The sequence below is a fragment of the Iodobacter sp. CM08 genome, from assembly GCF_033446605.1.
Classification (GTDB): Bacteria; Pseudomonadota; Gammaproteobacteria; order Burkholderiales; family Chitinibacteraceae; genus Iodobacter.
Genome location: NZ_JAWQUO010000008.1, coordinates 133344 through 156512 on the forward strand (window position 1 = coordinate 133344; position 23169 = coordinate 156512).

Here is a 23169-nt window from a genome sequence, read left to right on the forward strand (position 1 = left end):
GTGGAGTTTATGCAAACAAGCCCTTATTTTTAGGCTTAACTTGGTGAGGCTTGAGCCACAAACGGCAGAATCATTTCAAAGATGGCCCCTTCGCCTTCTGGGCTGATCACGCTGATGCTGCCACCTAGCACCGAGTAAATAATGTTGTAGCTAATGTGTAAACCTAGGCCACTGCCGCCCTGCCCTAGTTGCGTGGTAAAAAATGGCTCAAAGATACGATCAATATGATCACTACTGATACCACGGCCATTGTCTTTAAAGATTACTTTGACGTGGCTTTCATTGATGGCATTAGCTTGTATGCTCATCAAACCATGCTTACGCCCTTCTAAGCCATGCACAATCGCGTTGATAATCAGATTACTCAGCACTTGGCCAAATGCGCCTGGGTAGCTATTCATTTGCAGGCCGTCAGCAATATCGAGCTTTAGCTCGTGGCCTGCGCCGCGAATACGGCTGCCTAGCATCAGCGCCACGTCTTCGCATTCGGTACGTAAATCAAATGATCGCTGCTGATCCGAGGTTTGATCAACGGCGAGTTGTTTAAAACTAGTAATCAAACTAGCGGCTTTTTGTAGGCAACGGATAAGCAGGCTCGATGATTCTTCGGCGCTGAGGCAATAGCGTTCTAAATCAGAGCGGCGCACGCCACCTTGCTTGATTTGCCGCAAAAAACGCTCGCTATCATCACTAATGGTGCTGGCTACTAATAAGCTATTGCCGATCGGGGTATTCAACTCGTGCGCCACCCCTGCCACGAGGGAGCCAAGCGAGGCGAGTTTTTCTCTTTGAATCAGCTCGCCCTGTGTTTGGCGCAAATCACTGAGTGCGCGATCAGCTAAGCTTTGCGAGGCTTCAGCCGCAGCGTAAGCCGCCGCATTATCTAGCGCAATTGCACCATAGGCGCAAAGCGCTAAAAAGATGGATAACTCACGCTCACCATAAGCATGCAGAGTGGGTGTTTGAATCGACATCACCCCCAGCAAGCGCTCCCCCACCATCAGTGGTGCAAACAATAAGCTCATCGTGGCCACCGTACCTGGAATCAGCGTGGCATCTTGATGATCTGGCTCTAAATGCACGAGCTGTACCTGTTTTTCCCGCGCGCAACGCGCCGCCTTAGAGCTAGGGTGGGCTAAAGGCGTTTTTTCACCATAGATCAGCTGCTCGCTTTCCATGCCAAACACAAAATGTAAGACCGGCTCATGGTCATCTAATAAAAACACCACAAAGCTACTGACATCTAGTAACTGAGACACATGACGATGCAAGGCGGTAAACACGGCATGGGCATTCAGATTTGCGGTGATCTCTCGGCCAATTTGTCCCAGCACTTCTAAGGTGGCGCTGGTTTCTTGCAGCGCAGCAGCAATTTGCCGATGATGGGCGGTTTCGGCATGTGCACGCTCTACCTCATGGCGAATTTGCATGGCCAAGGCACGCTTTTCTACTTCAATTGAATGCGTTTTTTTATAAATAGCCGCCGCAGTCAGGCTGTAATCATAGGCCGCAGGGTAGTCACCACATACGGCATAGGCCGCCGCAATTTGGGTAAATAATTCAGGGGAGATTGCATAACTCTCAATCCGAGTCGCCACATCCAGCGCTTGGTGTAGATAATGCAAGCTAGCGCTTGGCTTAGTCATGCCGATGGGTGCGGGTAAATCAGCCTGAGTATAGATTTGTGCCAGCACCCATAAGGCCTTAATCTGCACATCGGCATTACCACGCTCAATGGCCAATTGCAAAGTGGCCTCCGCCTTGCTACGAGCCTCGTCTAAGCGGCCTAATTTAAATAGCGCGCTAGCCTGCCCCCGCCATGCAAGCCCAAGTATGTCAGGCGAAATACGTGATTGCTCATGCGCTTCTAACTTTTCAAACCAACTTAAACCGGCCTCAATATTGCCCACATCCAGCTCAAGCAGGCCCAGCCCATCCAGTGCCAAACTATAATTTCTGGTATTTGCCAAATGCTCCATCTGCAATAAGCCACCTTGTAAGCATGCGCGTGCCTCATCGTATTTTTCTAACTTGCGCATAATGCCTGCGGCAACTAATTTGCATGCTCCCATACTCACAGGCCAGCCTGTCGATCTTGCCAAACACATCGCCCGCTCTACCCATTCAAGAGCGGTTTCTTGATCGCCTAATTGATCGAATGAATCTGCAATATTATTTGCCGACACCAAGGCGCTTCTCAACTGCCCGCTATCAAGTGCCGCCTCATAGGCCTGCAAAAAATACTTAATTGCCGCACTAGGCGAGTTAGTTAAAATTGCGACCAGCCCTTTAGCCGCAGCGATAAAACTAAACAGTGGGGAGGCGTAGCTTTGTGGTTCTGGAAAAGCACGCTGTAGCGCAGCCCCAGCAGTACTAGGATCACGAAACACCCCATAGAGTAAGCGGCGTGCCTCAACCATTTGCAAACGCAACGCATCATCAAGCAAACGATAAGCATCACTGGCCACCAGCAAACAGCCCTCTGTGGCTTGGCTCTGGCCTCGATCATTAAACACATACGCTTCTAACCAAGCCGCGTCGCCCCGCCCCAGCGTATCTTGAGTATTTTCAAAAATAGCTTGGGCGGCAGCAATCAGCGGCAATGCCCCATCAAAATCAGAAAAAAGCATTTTGACTTCTGCTCGTAGCAACAACAGCCGCGCAAACCATTGCTGAGCCTCACGCTCCTCAGCTAAGCCAAGCAACAACTCAGCCTCATCTGCTAGCGCCAAAGCCAGCGCACAATTTCGCTGCCGCTGATGCCAAGCCATACGTACCAGCATGGCCAGCCTTGCCTTGCCAAGTAGGCCGCTCAGCTGAGGCTCTAGCGCGGCTAATTCTTGATTTGATATGAAAAGTTCCAAGGCATTTTCTCAGTAGAGCTCAATAAACATCTCTATTTACCCTGCCTATATCGAGGGGCGCAATACTCTTTCATACTGATTTATCACATACATCTAGAAACATTGCACTAGAGCAATGCCGATTGCCCCTTCCTTTTTTGGCAAGGTGAGTTGCTATTCCTATTTCGCTTTGCATGGCAAAGCCAGCAGTAAGCAATAACTAAATAAAAATCATTTTCATCTTTAAGGCAGACTCTGCCATTTATAGCCTGCGGCAGAATATGCCGAGATGCCACAGGCAATCGATGCATATATTTCTGTTTTATTTAATACCCTGCAATTTACCGCTGTAGTGTGGTGTAAAAAATACACAATTCCATCTACAAACCTAAGCTAAAAAAAATAGTTTCAATATTTTAGATAGGTATAACACATCAATTTAATGCCAATAAAGTAGATTTATTTAGCACAAACAAACAAATATCCCCTTTAAATGCGCCATATAAATTTCTTAAAATTCACATGGGAAAACCACTACTCTGACGCAATGCAACATAAAAATTTCAAAAAACTTACAGACAAACCCAAGTGAACCGCGATTGATCTGAACTTAACAAACTATCAATTAAGCCTTATTTCAAAAGGTTTTTTTTAATAAAATAGCCGTTTTAAATTTTTTAAACAGCAGTTATTTAACATTTACTTTCAATTAGATTACTTATATTTTTTAGCATCACCCATATATCTCCTTGTCATTTAATTGCTCAGCGCTTCCTTGCTAGGATTACACCAAAGAGAGTGAGGTGGTTACATTTCGTTACATTGTAAATAATAACAAATGCTAATTTTTCCCTAGCAGCGGTCTTGACACTGCCAAGCAGATACCAAGGCATCTAACCTAAGGGAACCATCCAATGAAGATGAAGAGACTCAGCATTGCTATAGCAATGATCGGTGCCGGCGCAATAATCAATGCGCAAGCCGCAGAAACCGTCAATAAAGTTGAGCGAGTTGAAGTCACTGGCTCAAATATCAAACGCGCTAGCAAAGTGGGTGCAACACCAGTCCAAGTACTGGGTAAGCAAGAAATTGCCAAAACAGGTGCAACTACCGTGGCCGAGCTGGTAGACAACCTAGCATCCAGCAATAACGGCTACGCGCAGGCACAGGCCGTGGGTGATTCTGGAAAACCTGGCTTCTCTGGTGCTAACTTACGCGGCCTTGGCACATCCAAAACGCTGATTTTAGTCAATGGCCGTCGCATGGCCAACTATGCGTTTGATAGCGCTGGCGTCGATCTAAACTCGATCCCCTTGGGCGCGGTTGAGCGGGTTGAAATTGTCAAAGATGGCGCTTCTGCTGTTTACGGTACCGATGCAATCGGCGGCGTAATGAATTTTATTTTAAAGAAAAATTTTGTTGGCGCAGAAATCGGTGGTGGCGTTGAGCAGACATTTGACGGCGGCGGCGAAGTCAAAAAAGCCAACTTTAGCTTTGGCTTTGGTAACCTAGAAGAAGATAATTACAACGTCTTTATGGCGCTGGATGTATCCAAGCAAGAAGCCCTAGCCGCCAAAGATCGTAGCTACTCCAAAACATCTTATATTCCTGATAAAGAAGTCAATAAAACATCAGGCAACACCTTCCCTGCTACCATTTTAAATGGTCCTGGCGGCAAGCCGGTTAATGTGGGTTATTTAACTGGCTGCGATCAGCCTAGATCTTTACCTGTCCCAAATAAAAACTTTGCCACAGGCGGTAATTGCCGTTTTGATTACGCCAGCATTATTGATATTGTTTCACCACAAGAGCGCCTTTCCTTCTATAGCAAGGGCACTTTAAAAATTAACGACAGCACCCAAGTCTTTGCTGATTACCTCTTTACCCGCAATACAGGCACGTATTCCTCATCGCCTGTGCCAGTTTCCAGTGCGACTACATTTAATGGCGATGATTTGCTTTACCCAGCTAATGGCAAATATGATCCTTATAAAGGCACACTGGGTAATTTAAAACTGCAATGGCGTGGCATTGATGCAGGTGCACGTGAAGACGAAGCGACTTCTGATCAGCACCGCTTTATTGTTGGGGCAGAAGGCGAAGTGGCGGGCTGGGATTACCGCACTGCCTTGGTTTATGCATTGAATAAAACCGAAGATAAATACACCAATGGCTGGGTATACGAAAGTAAACTCCTGCCAGCAATGCTCAGCGGGGTAATCAACCCCTTTGGCCCGCAAGATGCCGCAGGTAAAGCCGCATTAGATGCCACAAAAATCACCGGCAAAGTACAAAGCGGCGAAACCAGTAATAAATCAGTTGATGTGCAATTTTCTAAAGAAATTTATCAATTAGATGCAGGTAAAGTCGGCTTTGCCTTTGGTGGTGATGTACGTAAAGAAAGCTATACGTATACCCCTGAAGCCATTTTATCCAGCGGTGATATCTTAGGCGGCGGCGGTAATCGCCAAGCCACCAATGGTGAACGCTTGGTGTATGCGGGCTTTGCCGAAATGGTTGTGCCTATTCTGAAAAATTTGGAATTACAAGCCGCACTGCGTTACGACCATTACGATGATATGGGCGGCACCACCAACCCTAAAATCAGCTTCCGCTATCAGCCTATCGATGAGTTGGTATTACGCGGCTCGATCAGCACGGGTTACCACGCGCCAACGCTGGATGATTTAAACCGCCCAAGCAGCAAAACCAATACAGGGGGCAATTATGATGATCCTGAGCGCTGCGCAACAACCAAGAGCCCGCTTGATTGCAATTTACAATTAAACCTGGTGCAAGGTGGCAGCAAAACGCTCACGCCTGAGTTATCTACCAACTACACCTTTGGTTTTTTGGTAGAACCCGTAAAAAATTTCTCGCTAGGAGTTGATTACTGGAATATCAATATCAAAGACCGGATCGACACTATTTCCGACTCCACCATCATGGGTAATTACGCTAAGTACAAAGATAAAGTGGTGCGTAAGGCGCGTACTGCAGCAGATATCGCCGCAGGCTTGCCAGGCTTAATCGACTATATCGATTCCAAATCACTGAATCTGGGCGAATTACGCACGGATGGTCTTGATGTGTCCATACTCGCCGCTACACCTAAAACGGAATACGGTACTTTCCGCCTCGGCGTAGAAGGCACCTATACCATCACCAATGAATATCAACGTGAAAAAGACGGCGCTTTCTTTGATAGCGTTGGCCAATATATTGACGCAGGTATGAACCCACGCTGGAGACACAATGTAACGCTTTCTTGGAATATGGCTGAATGGGGTGCATCGCTCACAAACAATCTAACATCCAGCTATATCGACCAAAACCAAGTCACTTACGTCGATCCTAAAACTGGTGCTGAATCGCAAGTCAATCGCACCGTTGAGGCATACAGCACTTGGGGTCTGCAAGGCACGTATCGCACCAAGACCCTTGAGCTAACCCTTGGGGTAAAAAATCTATTTGATACCGATCCGCCATTTACCAATCAGGCCGATCACTTCCAAGTGGGTTTCGATCCTAAGTACACAGATCCACATGGCCGCAGCTGGTACGCCAAGGCTAATTACAAGTTTTAATCGTGCATTAAATTAAACAGCTCTACAAATAAAAAGAGGCAGCCCTTTCAAAGCTGCCTCTTTTTATTCTTCAGTTAATTACTTCAGTGCTGTCGTTTGAAAATATTCAAACTTACCATCCTTTACCACGACCTTAGCAAGGCGTTTTCCTACCAAATCCCCCTTACTGCTATAAGTATCTACACCGGTTACACCCTGCCAGTTTTTAGTGGCTCTTAATGCGGTAGCCACTTTATCTGGCACAGCGCTATTGGCCGTTTTCATAGCCTGCACCAGTAATTTAACGGTGTCATAGCCTTGAGCCGCCGTGCTGTCTGGTAATACCCCAAATTTTTTCTTAAAGTGCTCACCAAAAATCTGCACTTCTGGGCGGGGGTCTCCCATATTAAATAAGGAAAACACCACCGTACCCTCCGTGTTTTTTCCTCCCAATTTAATCAGCTCAGGTGAATCCAGCCCTGCCCCACCAAACACTGGCACTTTTAAACCTGCTACTCGCATCTCCTGCAAAATTTTTGCACTTTCTGGCAAAGAGCCGATCAGAAAAATAGCATCGGTCGCCAGAAATGCCCCCCAATCCGCCAGAATAGCGGCATGATTATCACCCCCCATATTATAGGAGCGCCGATCTGCCACCGTGATACCCAGCTCATGTGCCCGCTGTTCAAAGTAATTGGCTAAATCAATGCCATAATCATTTTTTATATAATAAATTGCAATATTTTTATAGCCTTGTGATACCGCGTAATCGGCGATTTGCCGCCCTTGATCTCTATTGCCTGGCAAGCTGCGGAAGGTGTATTTACCCCCTTGCTCGGTGATTTTTTGCACACTGGCGCCAGGAGTAATCATTAACAAACCTGCTCGCTCATAAATTTGCGCAGCTGGGGCGGCAATATACGAATTTAAATGTCCAATCACCGCCGCCACGGCAATATCGTCGGCAATTTCTTGAGCAACTAGCCGCCCTTTACTGAGCGAGGCGGTATCGTCCTTGAGTTGAATTTTTATTTTTCTACCCAATACCCCGCCGCTTTGATTAACTTCATCAACGGCTAAATTAATCCCATCGATTAAAGTAGCCTTGCTCGATTGCAATGGCCAAGCGACGGCAATCAATAGCTCTGGGCTGGCTTGCACCAATTTTTCAGCCCTTTGCTGAGCCAGTGATTTATTGTCGCAGCCAGCTACCGTGCTAATCGTTAAAACAATTACTATCAATTTTTTAATCATTGCAGCCTCTAAAGATTTAAGCCATTTGCCGCTTTGCCAGCTCAGCGAATAATCCTTCCTCGCCGATTAATTGTTGGTATGTGCCGCTCTGCACGATTTTGCCCTTATCCAACACATAAATTCGATCGGCATTCATAATGGTGCTGAGCCGGTGGGCAATCACCACTCGGGTGGCTTGCAACTGATCCATGCTGGCACTGACCAGTGCTTGGCTCTGATTATCCAGCGCACTGGTGGCCTCATCAAAAAACACAATCCGTGGTTTATTCACGATGGCCCTAGCAATGAGTAAGCGCTGGCGCTGCCCGCCAGATAAGGTGCCCCCACCATCGCTGACGATGGTATGCATGCCCATCGGCATGGCATTGATATCCTGATCCAGCCCGCAAGCCCTTGCCGCATCCCAAGCATCGGCCAGTTTTAAAGGGCTTGAACCAATGATATTGCTAAAAATATCACCACTCATTAAACGGCCACTTTGCAGCACTACGCCCAGCTGACGCCTCACTGCTCCGATATCCACATCGGCCAAATGATGCTGATCGTAATACACGCCGCCATGGGTTGGGGTTTCAAAACCCAGCATCAGCCGCAGCAGGGTTGACTTGCCTGATCCTGATGCGCCAACCAAGGCAATAAACTCTCCTGGCTGAATCGTCATAGAGACATCATCCAGCACCAACGGGGCGTCTGCCGCGTATGCAAACCGTAAATGGCTCAGCTCAATAGCGCCTTGCAAAAGACCTGGGCTGGCTTTGCTTTCATCAACTTCGGGGCAGGCCTCAAGAATGGGCCGAGTGCGATCGTACGTCGCCGTAATGGCCAGTAGATCAAGCCCCGTTTTAACTAATGAAAGTGCAGCCCCCAAAAAAACAGCCCATGTTGCGCCAAAGGCAATAAAATCCCCGCTAGAGAATTTAACCCCTGCTGGCTCAGCAAGCGCCATAGCAAGACAAGCAAAAATCAGCGCATTTGCCGCCACGGGAAACGCCGCACTAAATACGCTATTTAGATTGCTAAGCCTACCCGCACGTAGCGCCAGTTGCTTTTGAGCCGCAAAATCAGCCGCCCAGTTGGCAAAGGCCCGTGATTCAGCGCCAGTGATTCTTAACTTACTAATGCCGCTTAAATACTCCAACACCATGCCAGACAACTTACCGCTAACCGCAGCGGTTTGCCGAGTAATTCGTACACCAAAATATCCCACCGCTAAGTTAAAGCCAATTGCCAAAGTAACTAATAAAACGGCCAGCATGGCCAATTTGGCACTGTAATAAAATAATAAAAACACATTTAAAATAGCAAATAAGCTACTAATCAACGACGCAATTACCGTACCCGATAAGGCTTGGCGAATTTCATTAATGCCATTGATGCGCATCGCTAAATCGCCAGCACTGTAATCCCGAAAAAAAGGCACCGGCAAGGCCAGTACCCTATCCCATACGGCGGCTTGCAAATCGCTACTTGCTCGCCCTTCAATTCGCAGCATTGCTAGCGAGCGGGTCGCTTCAAATAAGAGCGTAACGATGCTGGCAATAAACAAGATAACGACCAACTGAACCATTTGCCCGTAATCAGCGGCAGGAAAAACACTATCAAATAAATGACCGCTAGCCAACGGGATGGCCATACCCAGCAGGGCGCTGGCGCTGGCAATCGCGGCCACAACAGCAATGTCTTGCCGTATCGCAAAAAAAACAAATTGCAAAATATCACTGAGGGCAAGTTTTTTACTGGGCAAGGCTGCATAAAATGTATAGGCAAATGGCGCAAGCTGAGCGGCAAACTCTGCGCTAAGCAAGATGACGTCTCCCGACGGCTCATGTAGCTGATAGCCCCCGCCGCGCAAGGGCAAAATGGCAAAGGCTTGTTTACTTTGCTCAGCAAACACCAGCAAGGGGCCATTATCATTGCGCCACCAGTCCCCTTTTAAGGCAACAATACGAGTGCGCACGCCCGATGCCTGGGCAATTTCCCTGACCGCATCTTTGCCCCTGATTCCCTCAGCAGGGGCGGCCTTAAACTTCACCCCCAGCCTGCTACCAATTACTTTGCATGCCGCCAGCAAGCGATCACTACCTCTGTTATCACTCGTTGATTGCAAACTAAACAAAGTCACAAAGCCTGCCAGTGCATCAGCCATTACCTGACTACCCTGCGCGCTTTTCATCTGTAAGCGCTGTAACTCTTGCTCTGCAGCGTGATTTTTTTGCACCGTCACCCATTGCAGCAGCAGGCTAAACAACACCGCTACGCCTTCAAACTGCACTTCAGGCGGCATAGACGCGTCTGGCTCAAAGCAACTCAGCTCACTGCTTGGGGCCAAATTTACCCAGGTATTTAAGGGTAGCGGCATCAAAGCACCCACTTCACAGGGTAGTTGGCCAAAATAGCGCGTCTGCCCAGAGCTCGTAAACCAAAGCCCTGCCCTCTCTGCGCCCAGCGTAAGCGTTTGCTCTTGGCTACAAGCTTGCTCTGAACCAAGCATCAGGCAATCGGCAGGGGCTTTTTCGGCAAAGGCAGCCGCAATATGCTCAATCAAGGGTGCAAGCAAACTGGCTAGCGTAGCCTTGGTCTGTGCTACGTAATCTAATAATGCGGCTTTGGCAATTATTCTATATTCAGCATCGGGGCTGGGCTGGGCGAGCACCGCTTTTGCACTATCCGCGGCAGGGAAAATCAAAAGCTCGCCAGCCACCACAGTGAATAAAAAACTGCGCGCTCCCCTGCCATCTTGCTTAACCATAAACACATCAACGCTGCCTTTTTCTAGCAGGCAGACGCTTTCAGCAGCGCCCCGAATTAAGCTAGCTTGGCTAAGCTCACCAAGCTGTGTTAATGGCTGCGCTAATCTCTCTAAGGGCTTATTCATTGGCAATCAGCCTTGCGTAATGACCATCTAATTGCATTAACTGGGGATGTGAGCCACGCTCAATCACCTTGCCCTTATCTAAGAGGATGATTTCATCGCAATCTCGGATTGAGCTCAGCCGATGCGCCACAATCAGGCAGCTGCAGCCACGGCGGCGTAAATGGCCATCAATGTGTTTTTCGGTGAGCGGATCAAGCGCGCTGGTGGCTTCGTCCAGCACTAATAGGCGTGGATTTGATGTCAGCGCTCTGGCGATTTCCAGCCGCTGGCGCTGGCCACCACTAAAGTTGCCTCCCCCTTCAGCAACGACGCTGTCGTAAGCGTTTGGCCGCAGCGCAATCACATCGTGCACGCAAGCATCTTTGGCCGCCCCGACCATATCGGCCATGGGCGTGGTGCTATCCCACATGCTTAAATTGTCACGAATGCTGCCTGAAAAAAGCGCAATATCCTGATCAACCGAAGCCAGTGAGTTTAATAATTGCTGCCGTGGCCAGGCGCTGCGTGGCTTGCCGTCAAAGAGGATCTGCCCATCCCACACTTCATATAAACCAACCACCAATTTAGCGATGGTCGATTTACCACAACCAGATGCCCCCACCAAGGCCACCCGCTGCCCTGGCTCTAGAATCAGATTAAAGTTCTCTAGCAACGGCGGCTCTAGGCGGCTATAGCCAAAGGTGACATTACGTAATTCAAGGTGCCCTTCTAGCTTGGCCAAAAGCAAAAGCTCATCTTTTCTTTCTAAGGCAACGATATCTTCGCAAGGGTAGCGCATCACATCGTCTAGCCTATCCATATCCCCTTGAAAACCTTGTATCTTGCCCCCCAGCGCCACCAACGCATTGCTCGGGTTAATAAAACTAGCCACCAGCGCCTGAAAAGCCACCAACATGCCGATCGTCATATCGCCTTGCATCACCCTTGCACCGCCAATACCCAACACCAACGCCGCATTAGCTGCCGTTAAAAACTTCGGCAATAAATCCAAGGAAATAGAAGTACGGCTCATGGCTTGAGTGGAATTCAGCAGCCTGGCCTGATAGCCCGCCCAGCGGCTAAAAAAATCCGACTCGGCACCGGAGGCTTTTAAGGTTTCAATCAGCATCAGCCCATTCATAGACGTGCCCATCACCTTGCCACGGTCAATGGATAGCTTTTGATTCAACTCCTTACGACGCTGTGATACATAGCGCAATACCAGCACATTGACCACCACAATCCCTATCGTAATCAGGCTCATGGTTAGATCATAAAACAGCATAATCACGGCAAAAAACAGCGCGGTAATCACGCTTAGCAGCGCAGAGACTAGGTCTTCCGACAAAATATTGGCAACTCTGTCGCTAATGCCAACCCGTGCACCAATATCACCGGCAGAGCGCTGCTGATAAAAGCCCACCGGCAAGCGTAATACATGCCAAAAAAAACGCGCCGAGGTGCTTAAGGCAATGCGGGTTTCTAGCTTAAGTAAATAATGTTTTTGCAGCCAAGTTAACACCGCCACCAGCAAAGAGGTCGCCAACATGCCGACAATCAAAGGGCCTAGCCAGCTCGTCAGCCCGCCCACTAAAACCTGATCGATAAACACCGAGGTAAACACTGGAATAAGTAAGCCTGGGATCACTAAGGCCAGCCCCAGCAGCACCAAATACACCAGCGCCTCACGCGTCCCCGTCAGGCGGCTCTGCAAACCATCAAGCAAACTACGTGGGCTGCCTGCTGGCTGAAAATCTGCCCTTGGCTCAAAGGTAAGCACCACCCCCGTAAAGGACTGATCAAACTCTGCCTCGCTGACTGAACAACGCCCCTTGGCCGGATCGTTTAACCACACCTTATCTTTGGTAAAACCATCCAAGACCAAAAAATGATTGAAGTTCCAAAATAGAATCATCGGCAGCGGCATGCTGCGTAAATCTACTGGCTCCTTACGGTAGCCCTTAGCCAGCAAACCGTGCTTTTGCGCCGCCTTCACCACATTCAGCGCCTTGCTGCCATCTCTGGATACGCCGCAATCCACTCGCAATTGCTCCAGTGGAATATATTTTTTGTAGTAGGCCAAAATCATTGCCAGCGACGCCGCCCCACACTCCACGGCCTCCATTTGCAATACCGAGGGTGTTTTCACTTGATGTGTTTTTAGCGCCCACTCATAACGCAGCACACGCTGCCACAGCTTATCCATCGCTTTTAGCATGGCTTAATCCAAACCCAGGGCTTTTTTAAGAATCGGCAACACCAGCGTAATCGGCCTTTGCTCAGAAAGCGTAATTGCCGCCGAACACGCCGTGCCACTCTGAATAGAAAAAGGCGGGCCGCTGCGAGTTGACCATTCGTAATGACTAGGATTAACCGAGGAAGGCTTGAGCGAAGCCAGAATCTGAATCGGTGCCAACGTGCCGGTTAGCTGTTGAACTAATTTTTCATTAGCAAACACCCGCATCAAGCCCTGATCGGTAGAGGGATAATCTGCAACGCTACTAATAAATGCGGGCAAAAAGCCAAATTCTTCGCGCTTAGCCGTGCTTGGGCTAATTTCCACCTTCATTCCAGCGCTGACTTTCTTGCCCTCGGCAGCGGGTAAATAGATATAGGCCTCGATTTCATTCATATCGACCCCGCTCGGCTCTACGCTGATCAGCTGTGTGCCTCGCTCAACCAGCTGCCCCTCAGCCGCCTTTACCTCCAGTACTCGGCCCGAATAGGGGCTGATAATCGAAGTGAAATTCTTGGCATCTCGCCGCATCAAAACCAGCGTGCGCTTTACGTCATCCAGCTGATTTTGAGTTTGCACCACTTCATTATCACTCTGCTTTTTACCCTCTAGCCTCACCACATCCTGCTGCTTAAACTGGCCCTTGATGGTTTCTGCTTCTAAACGAACCGCTGCCAGCTCAAGCTGCGATGCAATCAAGGTTTGCTTGGTAATCAAGCCCTGCTCGAACAGCGAGGTTTGGCTATCAATGCGCTCCTGCAACAATTGCCCACGCTGATTAGCCGATGCCAGCTGGCGCTGCAAATTTTGCGTCTGTTGCGCCATCGTCGCATCCCGCAGAGACAAACCTTGCTCAGCCATCACTACCGCTTGAGCATGCTGGGCTTCTACCTCTTTTAAGCGCGCCTCACTCGATTTGATTTTTTGCAGCAAGTCATACTGCTCCAGCCGACCAATGATTTGCCCACGCGTCACCATATCGCCGGGCTCGACGGCCAGATCAGATAAACGCCCACTGGCCGAAGTCGTCAGCACAATCACTCCGCCATTTTTGACCAAGATACATTGCTGGCCCATAAGCTTAGTCGGCAACTTGCCAAGCACTGACCATACAATCAGCGTGAGCAACAACAGAGCAATCCCCGCCAGTGCAAGCCAGCCCTTGCCAGAAGTGACTTGCAGCAGGCTATCTAGCTCTTCGGGTGAGGATAGGCGGTTGAGTGCAACTTGCCTAAAAAGACCTTTTTTTTGCATGCTTATACTTAGCTCGAATTAATGGAAAGAAGTAAGTGGGCCTAAACCTGCCATATCGCTGACATCAAGTGAAACCAGCTCGTCATCATGAATACTGGCAGCGGGCAGTAGCGTTCCTGTTTCAAAACGCAATTTGGCCAGCGCACTGGCGTAGGCCAGCTGTAGTTGCAAGTAATTCACCCTGGCACTGACAAAGCGCGTTTCCACATTGATCACATCAATTAGGGTGGAAATCCCATTTTTTTGTTTGACTACTTCTTGGCTCACCGCCAGCTCGTACAAGGACAAAGCTTGCTTAGCCACCTTGAGCTGCTCGCTGCTATTAGATAAAGCCTGCCAAGCGCTCTCTATTCCAGAAGCCACCCCAATATTTAAATCTTTTTGCCGGATTAAGAGCTGAGACAACAATGCCGAGCGCTCTTGCATCGCCCCGCTGGCGCTATTGTTTTGCAGAGGAAATTGATAATTTAGCCGAGCAAACACCGAGGGCGAAGCTTGAATTTGCCCAGCTTCTGCAGCAAAGCCATAGCGGCTACCGCCCTCCGATGCCTTGGCATAGCCCAGCCCCAGTTGTAAATCCAACTGAGGCTTAAGCCGCTCTTGCACCGCCTGCATTTGCCGCCGCGCCGCATCCAGCTGCACCGCCAGTGCTCTTACGTCTGGACGTTGCTGCAAAGCCGCAGTACTGATTGCTTCGGAAGAAAAAGGCGGCAGCGTTGTTAGCTGGGCGGGCAAGGCATCAGAGGGCTCAGGCAGCTGCCTGATCGCCAGCTCATCTAATCCCAATAAGCGGCCCAGCGCCGTTCTGGCCTCGATACGCGCCAGCGCCGCTGCTTGCCGCCGGCTGATTTTGTCGCTGTGATCCGCTTGCAGCAAAACCAAATCGGCTCGCGGCTTTTCGCCAGCATCCACCAGTTTTTGAATAGAGCGCAGCAGGCTCTGGCTACGCTCCTCACTACTCTGCGCTACTTTTTCTAAATCTACCCGGCTGCGGTAATTCCAGTACGCCAGCAGCGTGTTATAAAGCGTCTGCGCAATACGATCACGCAGCTGATAACGGCTCAGCTCAATATTTAGCTTAGCCACATCTTCTGAAGAGGCGGTGGCATCACGGCCATGTAGCAATGGCACAATCAAAGAGAGATCAAATTTAAGCCGATTCTGCTGCAACAGCTGCCCATCACTAGCGAGGGCATCTAAACTACCATTCACACTCATGCCATTATGCAGTAGCTTGCTCATCCCCAATTGATAGCCGCTATTTATCAACACCCCATCTGCACTATTAATTTGTGGCGTAACTTTTTTATCGTATAAAAGACCAGAAGACAAAACCCAATCAAATTGCCCAGCCGCCTGCAAATACTGCCCCTGAGCCACAGCAATCTGAGTATTTTGTATTTGTATATCTGAGTTTTGTTTGAGGGATTGCTGGATGGCGGTGGATAGTTTTAATTCATTTGCAATAGCTAAGTTTTCCAAAAGAATAAAAAATATGAATAAATTTTTTATTCTAAAACATCTAGCATTAAGTACATCGTATATCATATTATATATTTTATATAAAAAACAAATTCTCCACATATCCTTATATCGTCCCAGACATTTCAATATTTTCTTCATGCAGAACATTCAAACAGTTTTCATAATCCAAAACAGCCAAATAATTAACTGCATCTACAATCCTAATTGAACGATTAACCTCAATAAGGGGTAAGTTACCTAGCTTTAGTTTTTTTCTAATAACCGAATAAGAAGATTTTTCAAACTTACTAACAAACAACTCATAGTTACACAAACCTATTTCAACCAGCCTCTCCATTACATAAAATAAAATTATTTCATCATTGATTTCTTCCGCTATTTCTTTTGAGATACTTAGCAATTCAATTTCAACGTCCTTTAGACCAATAATTTTAAAAACACGAGAAATTTCAGATATTAAATTTAAACCATATGAATCACGTTCAACCAAAGAAACATAAAGCATAATTTCATCAATAACGCCCTTATCATAATCACGTCCAGACTTTTCACTTACAAACAATTCCAAAACTTTAAAGTGTAACAAATATTTTTCACTACAATTACCAAAAATATTTATTAACAATTTCAATGCACTATCAAAGTTATCAATTTTTACTTGGTACAAAATCAATACTTCAATCAGTGAAATTTTAATAAAAGCTCCGTAATTTGAACTTATCCCAGATTGCAAATGCTTCTGTAGTAAATTATGACTATTTGAACGTAGTAAAAAGCGGGCGTACTCAGTCCAATAAACATTATTAACAACAGCAACAAAAGAGTTATTCTCCCCTAAATTGCACAATTCACCTAAACTAAATTCAATTCCATAGCGACTATTTAACTCACAAAACTTAAATCGATTATCTGGCGACATACTTTTATAAATTTCAGTTGAATTTATTTCTTTATTTTGCCAGCGATCCATCCTTGCGATGTTAATCCATGGCTGAATAATTGCTGGCAAATATTGAGTACTTTTATTTTTTTTTGATAAGTTCTTTAAAAAATTAATTTGTGCTACACAAATTTCAAAAGCACCGCCATAATTACCACGACACGTTTCAATCAAGGCTAGCTGATTCATAATCGGTAAAACAACATCAACATTATGGATTGATTTATAAAATGAAGATAACAACCTACTACTCCATTCATTTAGTGGATGCCTTACCAATCTATCTGATGAAACAAGCAGAGGGGGGTAAAAAAATTGAGGATTATAATTTAACATCAGCAGTCCTAATCAGCCAGGTAATCAGCGCAGGTAAAAATCAAAAATTCACCATATTTATATCAACCTTCTTTTCAAATTTTATAATTTTAACTTCATCATTTTTTGGCATTTCATGCATAGGGCAATGCAATGCTTTTTCATCTAAACTTTGAAACCCTCTCATAAAAGTTCTCATTTTTTCATTTTCAATAAACAATGTCCCATCATCATTAATATGGCCTATACTATTTCTAGTGTCACTCAATGCTACAGTACACTTCCCTAACTTGCCATCAGCCCTAATTACAAATGAATTTGGCTTTGCTGCATAACAGGGGTTAAAAACATTATTTTTTTCAGAGAAAGGCCTAGCCAAAAACCACCCTAAATATTCTAGTTGCACATTGAGATCATCAATAACTTCATTGGAACTTTTCATTAAATTCATTGATTTAACGGTTGTACCACCCCAGTTTCCTACCGCCTTAATTGAAATAGTAAAACGCGGGTCTTTGCCGAATTCAGCGTTTATTTTTTCAAGCAGTGATTTAATACTTTCAACATTATCCTTATGAACATGTAATCTTAACTTTATATGGAACTTCGCATTACTTTCTCGCGTAGCTAATAAATTACTCCATATTTTGCTAAACGAACCGCGACCAGAAGCCATCTTTCGTGTTTTATTATGCTCTTCCTCATCACCATCTAGTGATATTTGATAACCAAGAACATCTGCTTTTACTAAATCATCAAAGGTATCTTTATTCAAAGAAAAGGCATTTGTTGTCATCGATGAACTAAATGCAACGCCTGCTAATTCACACTGATCTTGTGCAAATTTATTTAATTCTAACACAATTTTTTTAGCCAATAATGGCTCTCCACCAAACCATGATATTTTAAAACTATTCAATGAAGGCAGCCTATTCAAAATTAGTTTTTTTATAGCTTCAACAGTGCTATCTTTCATTTGTCCAATTTCAAAATCTTCATAACAATATGTACATCTAAAATTACACTGTTCAGTTGGAAAAACAATTAACTCCAACCGCAATGGATTCATATATCCGGCCACACTTGATTTATTCATATTTTTTACCTAAAAAATAAAAAAACTTGATTAACAGCTTCACTCAACAGCATTAATAACCACCCCCACAAAAGCAGTGATCTATGATATTTAAATCAAAAAAAACACCTCTACCTCACTCAATATAAAAATTTATGGGATATGAGTTTTCAAAGAATACCATTCATGTTTATGCCAATCTGAATAAAGCGATTAATCAAGTAGATGAATTATTAAAAACTGGAAAATATTTAAATAAAATAAAAACCAGTTAATTTTAAATATTAAAAAAAACTAATCAGCTGCCATGCCACAATTACTATTACGACTAACCAAAACAGAGGCCGCAATTGCCATTGTCAGTTGCATCTACACCGAGCTCCGCTTCACTTGCAACACCAGCAGAAATAGAATCCAAATCGCTTTCATTCAATCCAGTGACTTTACCATTTTCATCAAACTCAACAGCAGTTACATTGATGCCATCTTTTTCATTAAGAGGGTTTACATTATTTTCGCTCATACACTTCTCCTAGTTGGCATTAGTGCCAGTTATGGCCAAAATTGGCCGGGGTCAAACAACTACAATTAGCTATTCACTTGCATCCACCCCATCCAGAGGTGAGATTAATTCTGCAAACTTAATCACCGCCAAAGGAGGATAGATGTTTAGTTTTTTAGCTGTGCCCATATTGACTAAATACGTAAATCTATTTAAAGACTCAATAGGTATTTTTGTTATGGATTCTTTTTTTAACAATATCTGCTCTGCTTTATGCGCAGCTAATTCACCTACATTGAAATAGGTGCTAACCAATCCCAATAAGGCACCATCATTTCTAATTGGTGATTCAGTTGCTGAAAAAACGGGGATTCTGGCTGCTTGTGCAGCTTGTATCACCGTTTTAGCATTCTTAATCATGAATGAATCAGATGGGATATAAATAAATTGTGGTTTCTTTAATAGTAATGCTTGCACCGCATTTTCTATGCCTTCTTTTGAAGGTTTGTCATCTAGACCAATTGGTGCTAGATCAAGAACTAATTTATATTTAGCAGCGATTTTCTCTAAACCCTGCACGGTCAGTACCGCATTTTTTTCTTGCGCATTATAAATAACACCTAAAGACTGGGTATTACGCATGGTTTGTAATGCATTAATTTGTGCAGAGAGTGGAACGAAATGCGATGCCCCCGTTAAATTTCTCCCCGATGCTTGTAAACTCTTTACTAACTTTGCCCCAATAGGATCTGCAACAATATTAAACACCACAGGAATATCAGTAATATGTTTAGCCGGATTAACTTGGCCCACTAAACCAACCACCTCAGCTGTTACCGTAGTGCCAAAGGTGTAAATAAGGTCAGGCTTTAATTCACGAGCCTCATTTACAAATTCTGCTATTTTGCTGTTATCGGCCTGTGCATCGCGGATAATGAACTCTACGGCAATGTGACGTTGCTTAAAGTAATCAATGAATCCTTTTTCTGCTTCAGTGAATCCACGATAAAGAATCATCATTATTTTATAAGGTGGCTTGGCATTTGCTTCCGTTGCAGATACTTCAATAGAAAAAAAACATAAAAACGTAATTAAAATAAAGCCACGTAAAAACATCTCATATTTCCTTGACTCATACGGCAAGAGCGGCTTGGGATTGCTTACGGTCAAACCAGAAAAATATCACGGTAAAACAACTGGTACATACCAAAGAAACAATGCCAATCCCTAAAAATGCAATATTAAAACCAAATTGTGATATCAATAATCCAGCAATTAATGGTCCTAAAACATTTCCTAGTCTTTCAATCAAGCGGAAAATTCCCGTTGTGGTCCCTCCCCCCACTTCCTGAACCACTTCTTTACAAAAATCATTAATCAGCGCCAGCTGCGGAGATACGCCTATAGCATGGGCGATACCTAATAAAGTAATGCTGGCTAATAATCCACTGGTACTATCAAAAAAGTAGATAACAAACATCGCTGCCGCTGCTGCAAAACCACCTACACTCACAAACCAGCGCAATTTACCAATTCGATCCGCCATTTTGGCAACAAAAGGTGAGAGCACAATAATAGCAAGGCCATAGGCCATCATAATCCGGCCTGTTGTTGATTGATTATTTCCCAATAATTTTAAATAAAGCGGCACCGAATAATATAAAAACCCAGTGAGTGCAATTTTTGCTGGTACAGCGGCTAAAAAAGTGATTGCAGTAAATTTTTTATTTTGTAATAAACGTTTAAAGTCATTAAAATTTAATTTTTTCTTAACTTGAGAAATAACATCAGGGTTACTACGAAGAAACCTTAAAACAAACAAAGCAGATATTGCACTCAATAGGGCCGATAATAAAATAGTAAACTGATAGCCAAGTCTATCAGCCAAAATGCCGCCTATTGCAGATCCAGATAAAGATCCGGCAAAAAAACAGGATAAAAATACCGCCATACCTCTGGTTCTATGCGCGGCGGCTGTATTACTCGCCACATAGCCCTGCGTAGTAATAAACACCAAGCCATAACCAAGTGCCGTAATTGATCGCCAAAGCAAAAGATCATAAAGAGTCTGAGAGCACGCAGTAAGAAACAGCCCCAGAGTGGTAATCGCCGCCCCCACAATAAATGCCTTGCGATGGCCAACTCGATCACTCCACATCCCCGCCCATGGCATCGATAGCGCCCAAGTAAACATAAAGATTGAAATAGGTAAGCCAATCACTATATTTTTTGAAATACCCATCGCTGGCGAATAAAACTGACCAACAAAGACTGGGAAAAACGATAAAGATAATGAATCAGCAAAGATCAGTAGAAAAAACGGCCAGCGAATATGATCAACTGCAGTCGAAAATAAGGTTAGGCGCTCATCTTTAGCGTGAAACTTAAACTCTGCAAGCTGTTGCTTGAGTGATCCCAATAGGCCTGCTTGGCTGGCTTTTTCTGATAACGTTTGATAACGCAGGTTTAATACAGCAACAATCTGATTAAACTGAGCACTCAGTTGCCCCACACCTCCTAAACGATCAAAAGGCAGGTAATAACTAAAATCTCCTTTGCGGATTTTATCCAGAAAATTTCGAGTCACTTCTACTGGGCTGGCAATCACAAAGGTAAGTACAAAACGCATCAGTTCTAATGCAATTAAGCTAGCCACCAATAAAACGGTCATAACATCGTAAGCAACTTCTTGTATCTGTTGCTCAACTAATGCAGCACGCTGCCCCAAATGCAATGTAGCAATAGCGTGGTGTTCAAAAACAATGGGAACACTGGTATTAAAATAGTCGCCTGTTTTCTGAGTCTGCACTTCGTGATGGCTGATTAAATCAGGCTTTTTTTCCAGCTTATTGTATGCACTTTGATAAAGCACCCGGCCTTGTTGATTACTTAATGCCATATAGGCAATATGCGGATTGTCTTTACGCACCGTATTTAAATATTCTTCAACTCCCACCATTTCATCCAGAGGCACTCCATGCTGGTACGCTTTTTCTAGTACTTCGGCAGAGGAATAACTAACTGCAGTCACTGTTCTGGCCATTTCGGCGGGTAAATCTGCTTCAAAATGTTGCAATGCCAGCCAAGAAAGCAATAAGGCAGAAATCACCAGCAAGCTTGCTGCCAGTAAAACTAAGCGCATTTGCAATTGCCTCACCGCGCACCTCCAGCTTTAGCCAAAGGCTTAGTACTGGATATTTCACACTCAAACTCAGCCATCTTCTGAGCCAGCTGATGGCTAAGCCTAGTGAAGTCATTGATATCTTTAGCAACACTTTCGCTCAAAACCTGCGGCACCACCTGATGTGGGCCAGCCGTGCCCAGTGTACTTTCTATCACATTGGCAATTTCAAAGAGCTCGGCGGCAAACTTTCGGGTCAAAACATATACGCCAAGCAATGTTAAAAAAGTAAGCACACCAAGTGTTAGCAAAACATCAATACATAATTTATTGCGAATATGCTCAATTGCATTCTCTATAGTAATTCTGTCGTAGCCAATTACTACAGCACCAGCTTTGATATTAAAATTATTCGTAAACACCATTCCCAACTGGAAAGTGTTTGTATTACTCGCCTGCCAGTATCCATCTGCCGCCGTATTACTTATTCTTTTTTTCCAGTCCAATCCACTTTGCGCTGGCATAAGCCCTTCGCCGATTATTTCACCTACATCATTAATAATCCCAATATAACGAATTCCAGCATGACGATTAATTTTATCTCTTATGGCGGGTAGCAAGTTTAAATTTTCAGCAGGCTTAATGCCAATATTCAACCCTGTTTCAATGGTCTGATGCAGATCTTTTGCCAAAACAAGATGTCTTGATAGATTTAAATCTAAATATGTTTTTCTGTAATTAGAGTAATTAAGAAATGTGATGATAACCAATACAAAAGCAATCACTATCACTAATAGCACGCTAATCTTCCACCACAAAAAACGTTGTCGTCTTTGACCTGCCTGCTCATTAATAGCAAAAGATAGCATCAGTTTTCTCAATCTAAGAAGCATCCGAGCACAGGCTGCATGGTCAAGCTCAAGAAATAGTAACGTAAGATTTTTTGTGGTTTCGTTCCGCTTGATTACATGTTTTGGATATTAGTTAAGCGGGAATATACTGTCAATTATCAGTGAAAAATCCTTTCACACCCATAAACATAAGGATAAAAAACATCAACATATTGATTATATTAAGAAAAATATTATAAACATGCTTTCTGACTCACCACAAAAAACTTAATACAAAAGAAAGCATTACCCGAGGTAAAACTCAAGATTTTTCTAGTATTAGCGTAAGCTTACACCTAGATGCAAAACACGCCTGAGGCTTAATATTTCACATTGTAAGCTTTATTTTTAAATAACCATCAAAACCTTTCTTTTTTTGAAATAAAAAACCAAAAAATAAAATATCCCCCAGATCACTCAAGAGCTAGAGGAACAAAAAAAATGTTGTTTTTTTGAAAAAATTTTATTTACAGCATACAAAAAATGATTTAGTAAATTGCACTAATTATTAAATTAACACGACATCCTTGTATCAAAGAAGCGACACTCTGCGCTAAAAGTGTTTATTCTTCCGCCTAATAAAAAAAGAGCAGGCTATTTGCCTGCTCTTTTCCATACTCTATCCATTTTTAAAACATGGACCACAAATAAATTATGCCCTGTTAAAGGCTAAAATAATGTATTAAATTTTGACTCAAGATATCCGTTTTACCCTTGTATCTTGTTCCCTGTGGTGGTTAGCTACTACCACACGAGGTGAAGTGAGCTTGATAGCGCCCTTAAGGCATCGACCTTGTTTTGTAGATAAAGCCCTTCACCTCACTTCTTTCGCCA

The 23169-nt window shown here is 44.6% G+C and carries 13 protein-coding genes; 1 reads left to right on the forward strand and 12 read right to left on the reverse strand.

What is annotated here, in order from left to right; translation table 11 throughout:
* Window positions 1–35: 35 nt before the first annotated feature.
* Window positions 36–2864, reverse strand: coding sequence for a GAF domain-containing sensor histidine kinase (locus R6242_RS06285; protein ID WP_318425151.1), 2829 nt, complete (start codon window positions 2862–2864; stop codon window positions 36–38).
* Between the two features lie 893 nt (window positions 2865–3757).
* On the opposite strand from R6242_RS06285, the gene R6242_RS06290 reads away from it, so the two are divergent.
* Window positions 3758–6430: a TonB-dependent receptor gene (locus tag R6242_RS06290; protein ID WP_318425154.1), complete on the forward strand. Its 2673-nt coding sequence runs from the start codon at window positions 3758–3760 to the stop codon at window positions 6428–6430.
* A gap of 78 nt (window positions 6431–6508) precedes the next feature.
* On the opposite strand, the gene R6242_RS06295 is transcribed toward R6242_RS06290, so the two are convergent.
* From R6242_RS06295 to R6242_RS06345, 11 genes are all read right to left on the reverse strand, one after another.
* A complete protein-coding gene (locus R6242_RS06295; protein ID WP_318425156.1) occupies window positions 6509–7663 on the reverse strand; it encodes an ABC transporter substrate-binding protein in 1155 nt (384 codons plus the stop codon).
* Between the two features lie 16 nt (window positions 7664–7679).
* On the reverse strand, window positions 7680–10538 hold the full coding sequence (locus R6242_RS06300) for an NHLP bacteriocin export ABC transporter permease/ATPase subunit (protein ID WP_318425159.1): 2859 nt from the start codon (window positions 10536–10538) through the stop codon (window positions 7680–7682).
* Complete coding sequence (locus tag R6242_RS06305) at window positions 10531–12735, reverse strand: NHLP family bacteriocin export ABC transporter peptidase/permease/ATPase subunit (protein WP_318425161.1); 2205 nt, start codon at window positions 12733–12735, stop codon at window positions 10531–10533. The genes R6242_RS06300 and R6242_RS06305 overlap by 8 nt, the downstream gene beginning before the upstream one ends.
* Window positions 12736–12738: 3 nt before the next feature.
* The gene (locus R6242_RS06310) at window positions 12739–14007 is read right to left on the reverse strand and encodes an NHLP bacteriocin system secretion protein (protein WP_318425163.1); all 1269 of its coding nucleotides are present in this window, start codon (window positions 14005–14007) and stop codon (window positions 12739–12741) included.
* An 18-nt stretch (window positions 14008–14025) separates the two neighbouring features.
* Window positions 14026–15489, reverse strand: a complete 1464-nt coding sequence (locus R6242_RS06315) for a TolC family protein (RefSeq protein WP_318425165.1) — start codon at window positions 15487–15489, stop codon at window positions 14026–14028.
* A gap of 106 nt (window positions 15490–15595) precedes the next feature.
* Window positions 15596–16768, reverse strand: a complete 1173-nt coding sequence (locus tag R6242_RS06320; RefSeq protein ID WP_318425168.1) for a hypothetical protein — start codon at window positions 16766–16768, stop codon at window positions 15596–15598.
* 40 nt (window positions 16769–16808) lie between these two features.
* Entirely contained in the window at window positions 16809–17843 is a 1035-nt protein-coding gene (locus R6242_RS06325; protein ID WP_318425170.1) for a radical SAM protein, read from the reverse strand.
* Window positions 17844–18150: 307 nt separating this feature from the next.
* Window positions 18151–18345 carry a hypothetical protein gene (locus R6242_RS06330; RefSeq protein WP_318425174.1) on the reverse strand — a complete coding sequence of 65 codons (195 nt, stop codon included), beginning with the start codon at window positions 18343–18345 and terminating at the stop codon, window positions 18151–18153.
* 69 nt (window positions 18346–18414) lie between these two features.
* Window positions 18415–19440 (reverse strand): ABC transporter substrate-binding protein, encoded by a 1026-nt coding sequence (locus R6242_RS06335; protein ID WP_318425176.1) that lies wholly within the window; start codon window positions 19438–19440, stop codon window positions 18415–18417.
* Between the two features lie 16 nt (window positions 19441–19456).
* Window positions 19457–21466: an MFS transporter gene (locus R6242_RS06340; RefSeq protein WP_318425179.1), complete on the reverse strand. Its 2010-nt coding sequence runs from the start codon at window positions 21464–21466 to the stop codon at window positions 19457–19459.
* An 11-nt stretch (window positions 21467–21477) separates the two neighbouring features.
* Window positions 21478–22314 carry a hypothetical protein gene (locus tag R6242_RS06345; protein WP_318425182.1) on the reverse strand — a complete coding sequence of 279 codons (837 nt, stop codon included), beginning with the start codon at window positions 22312–22314 and terminating at the stop codon, window positions 21478–21480.
* Window positions 22315–23169 lie beyond the last annotated feature (855 nt).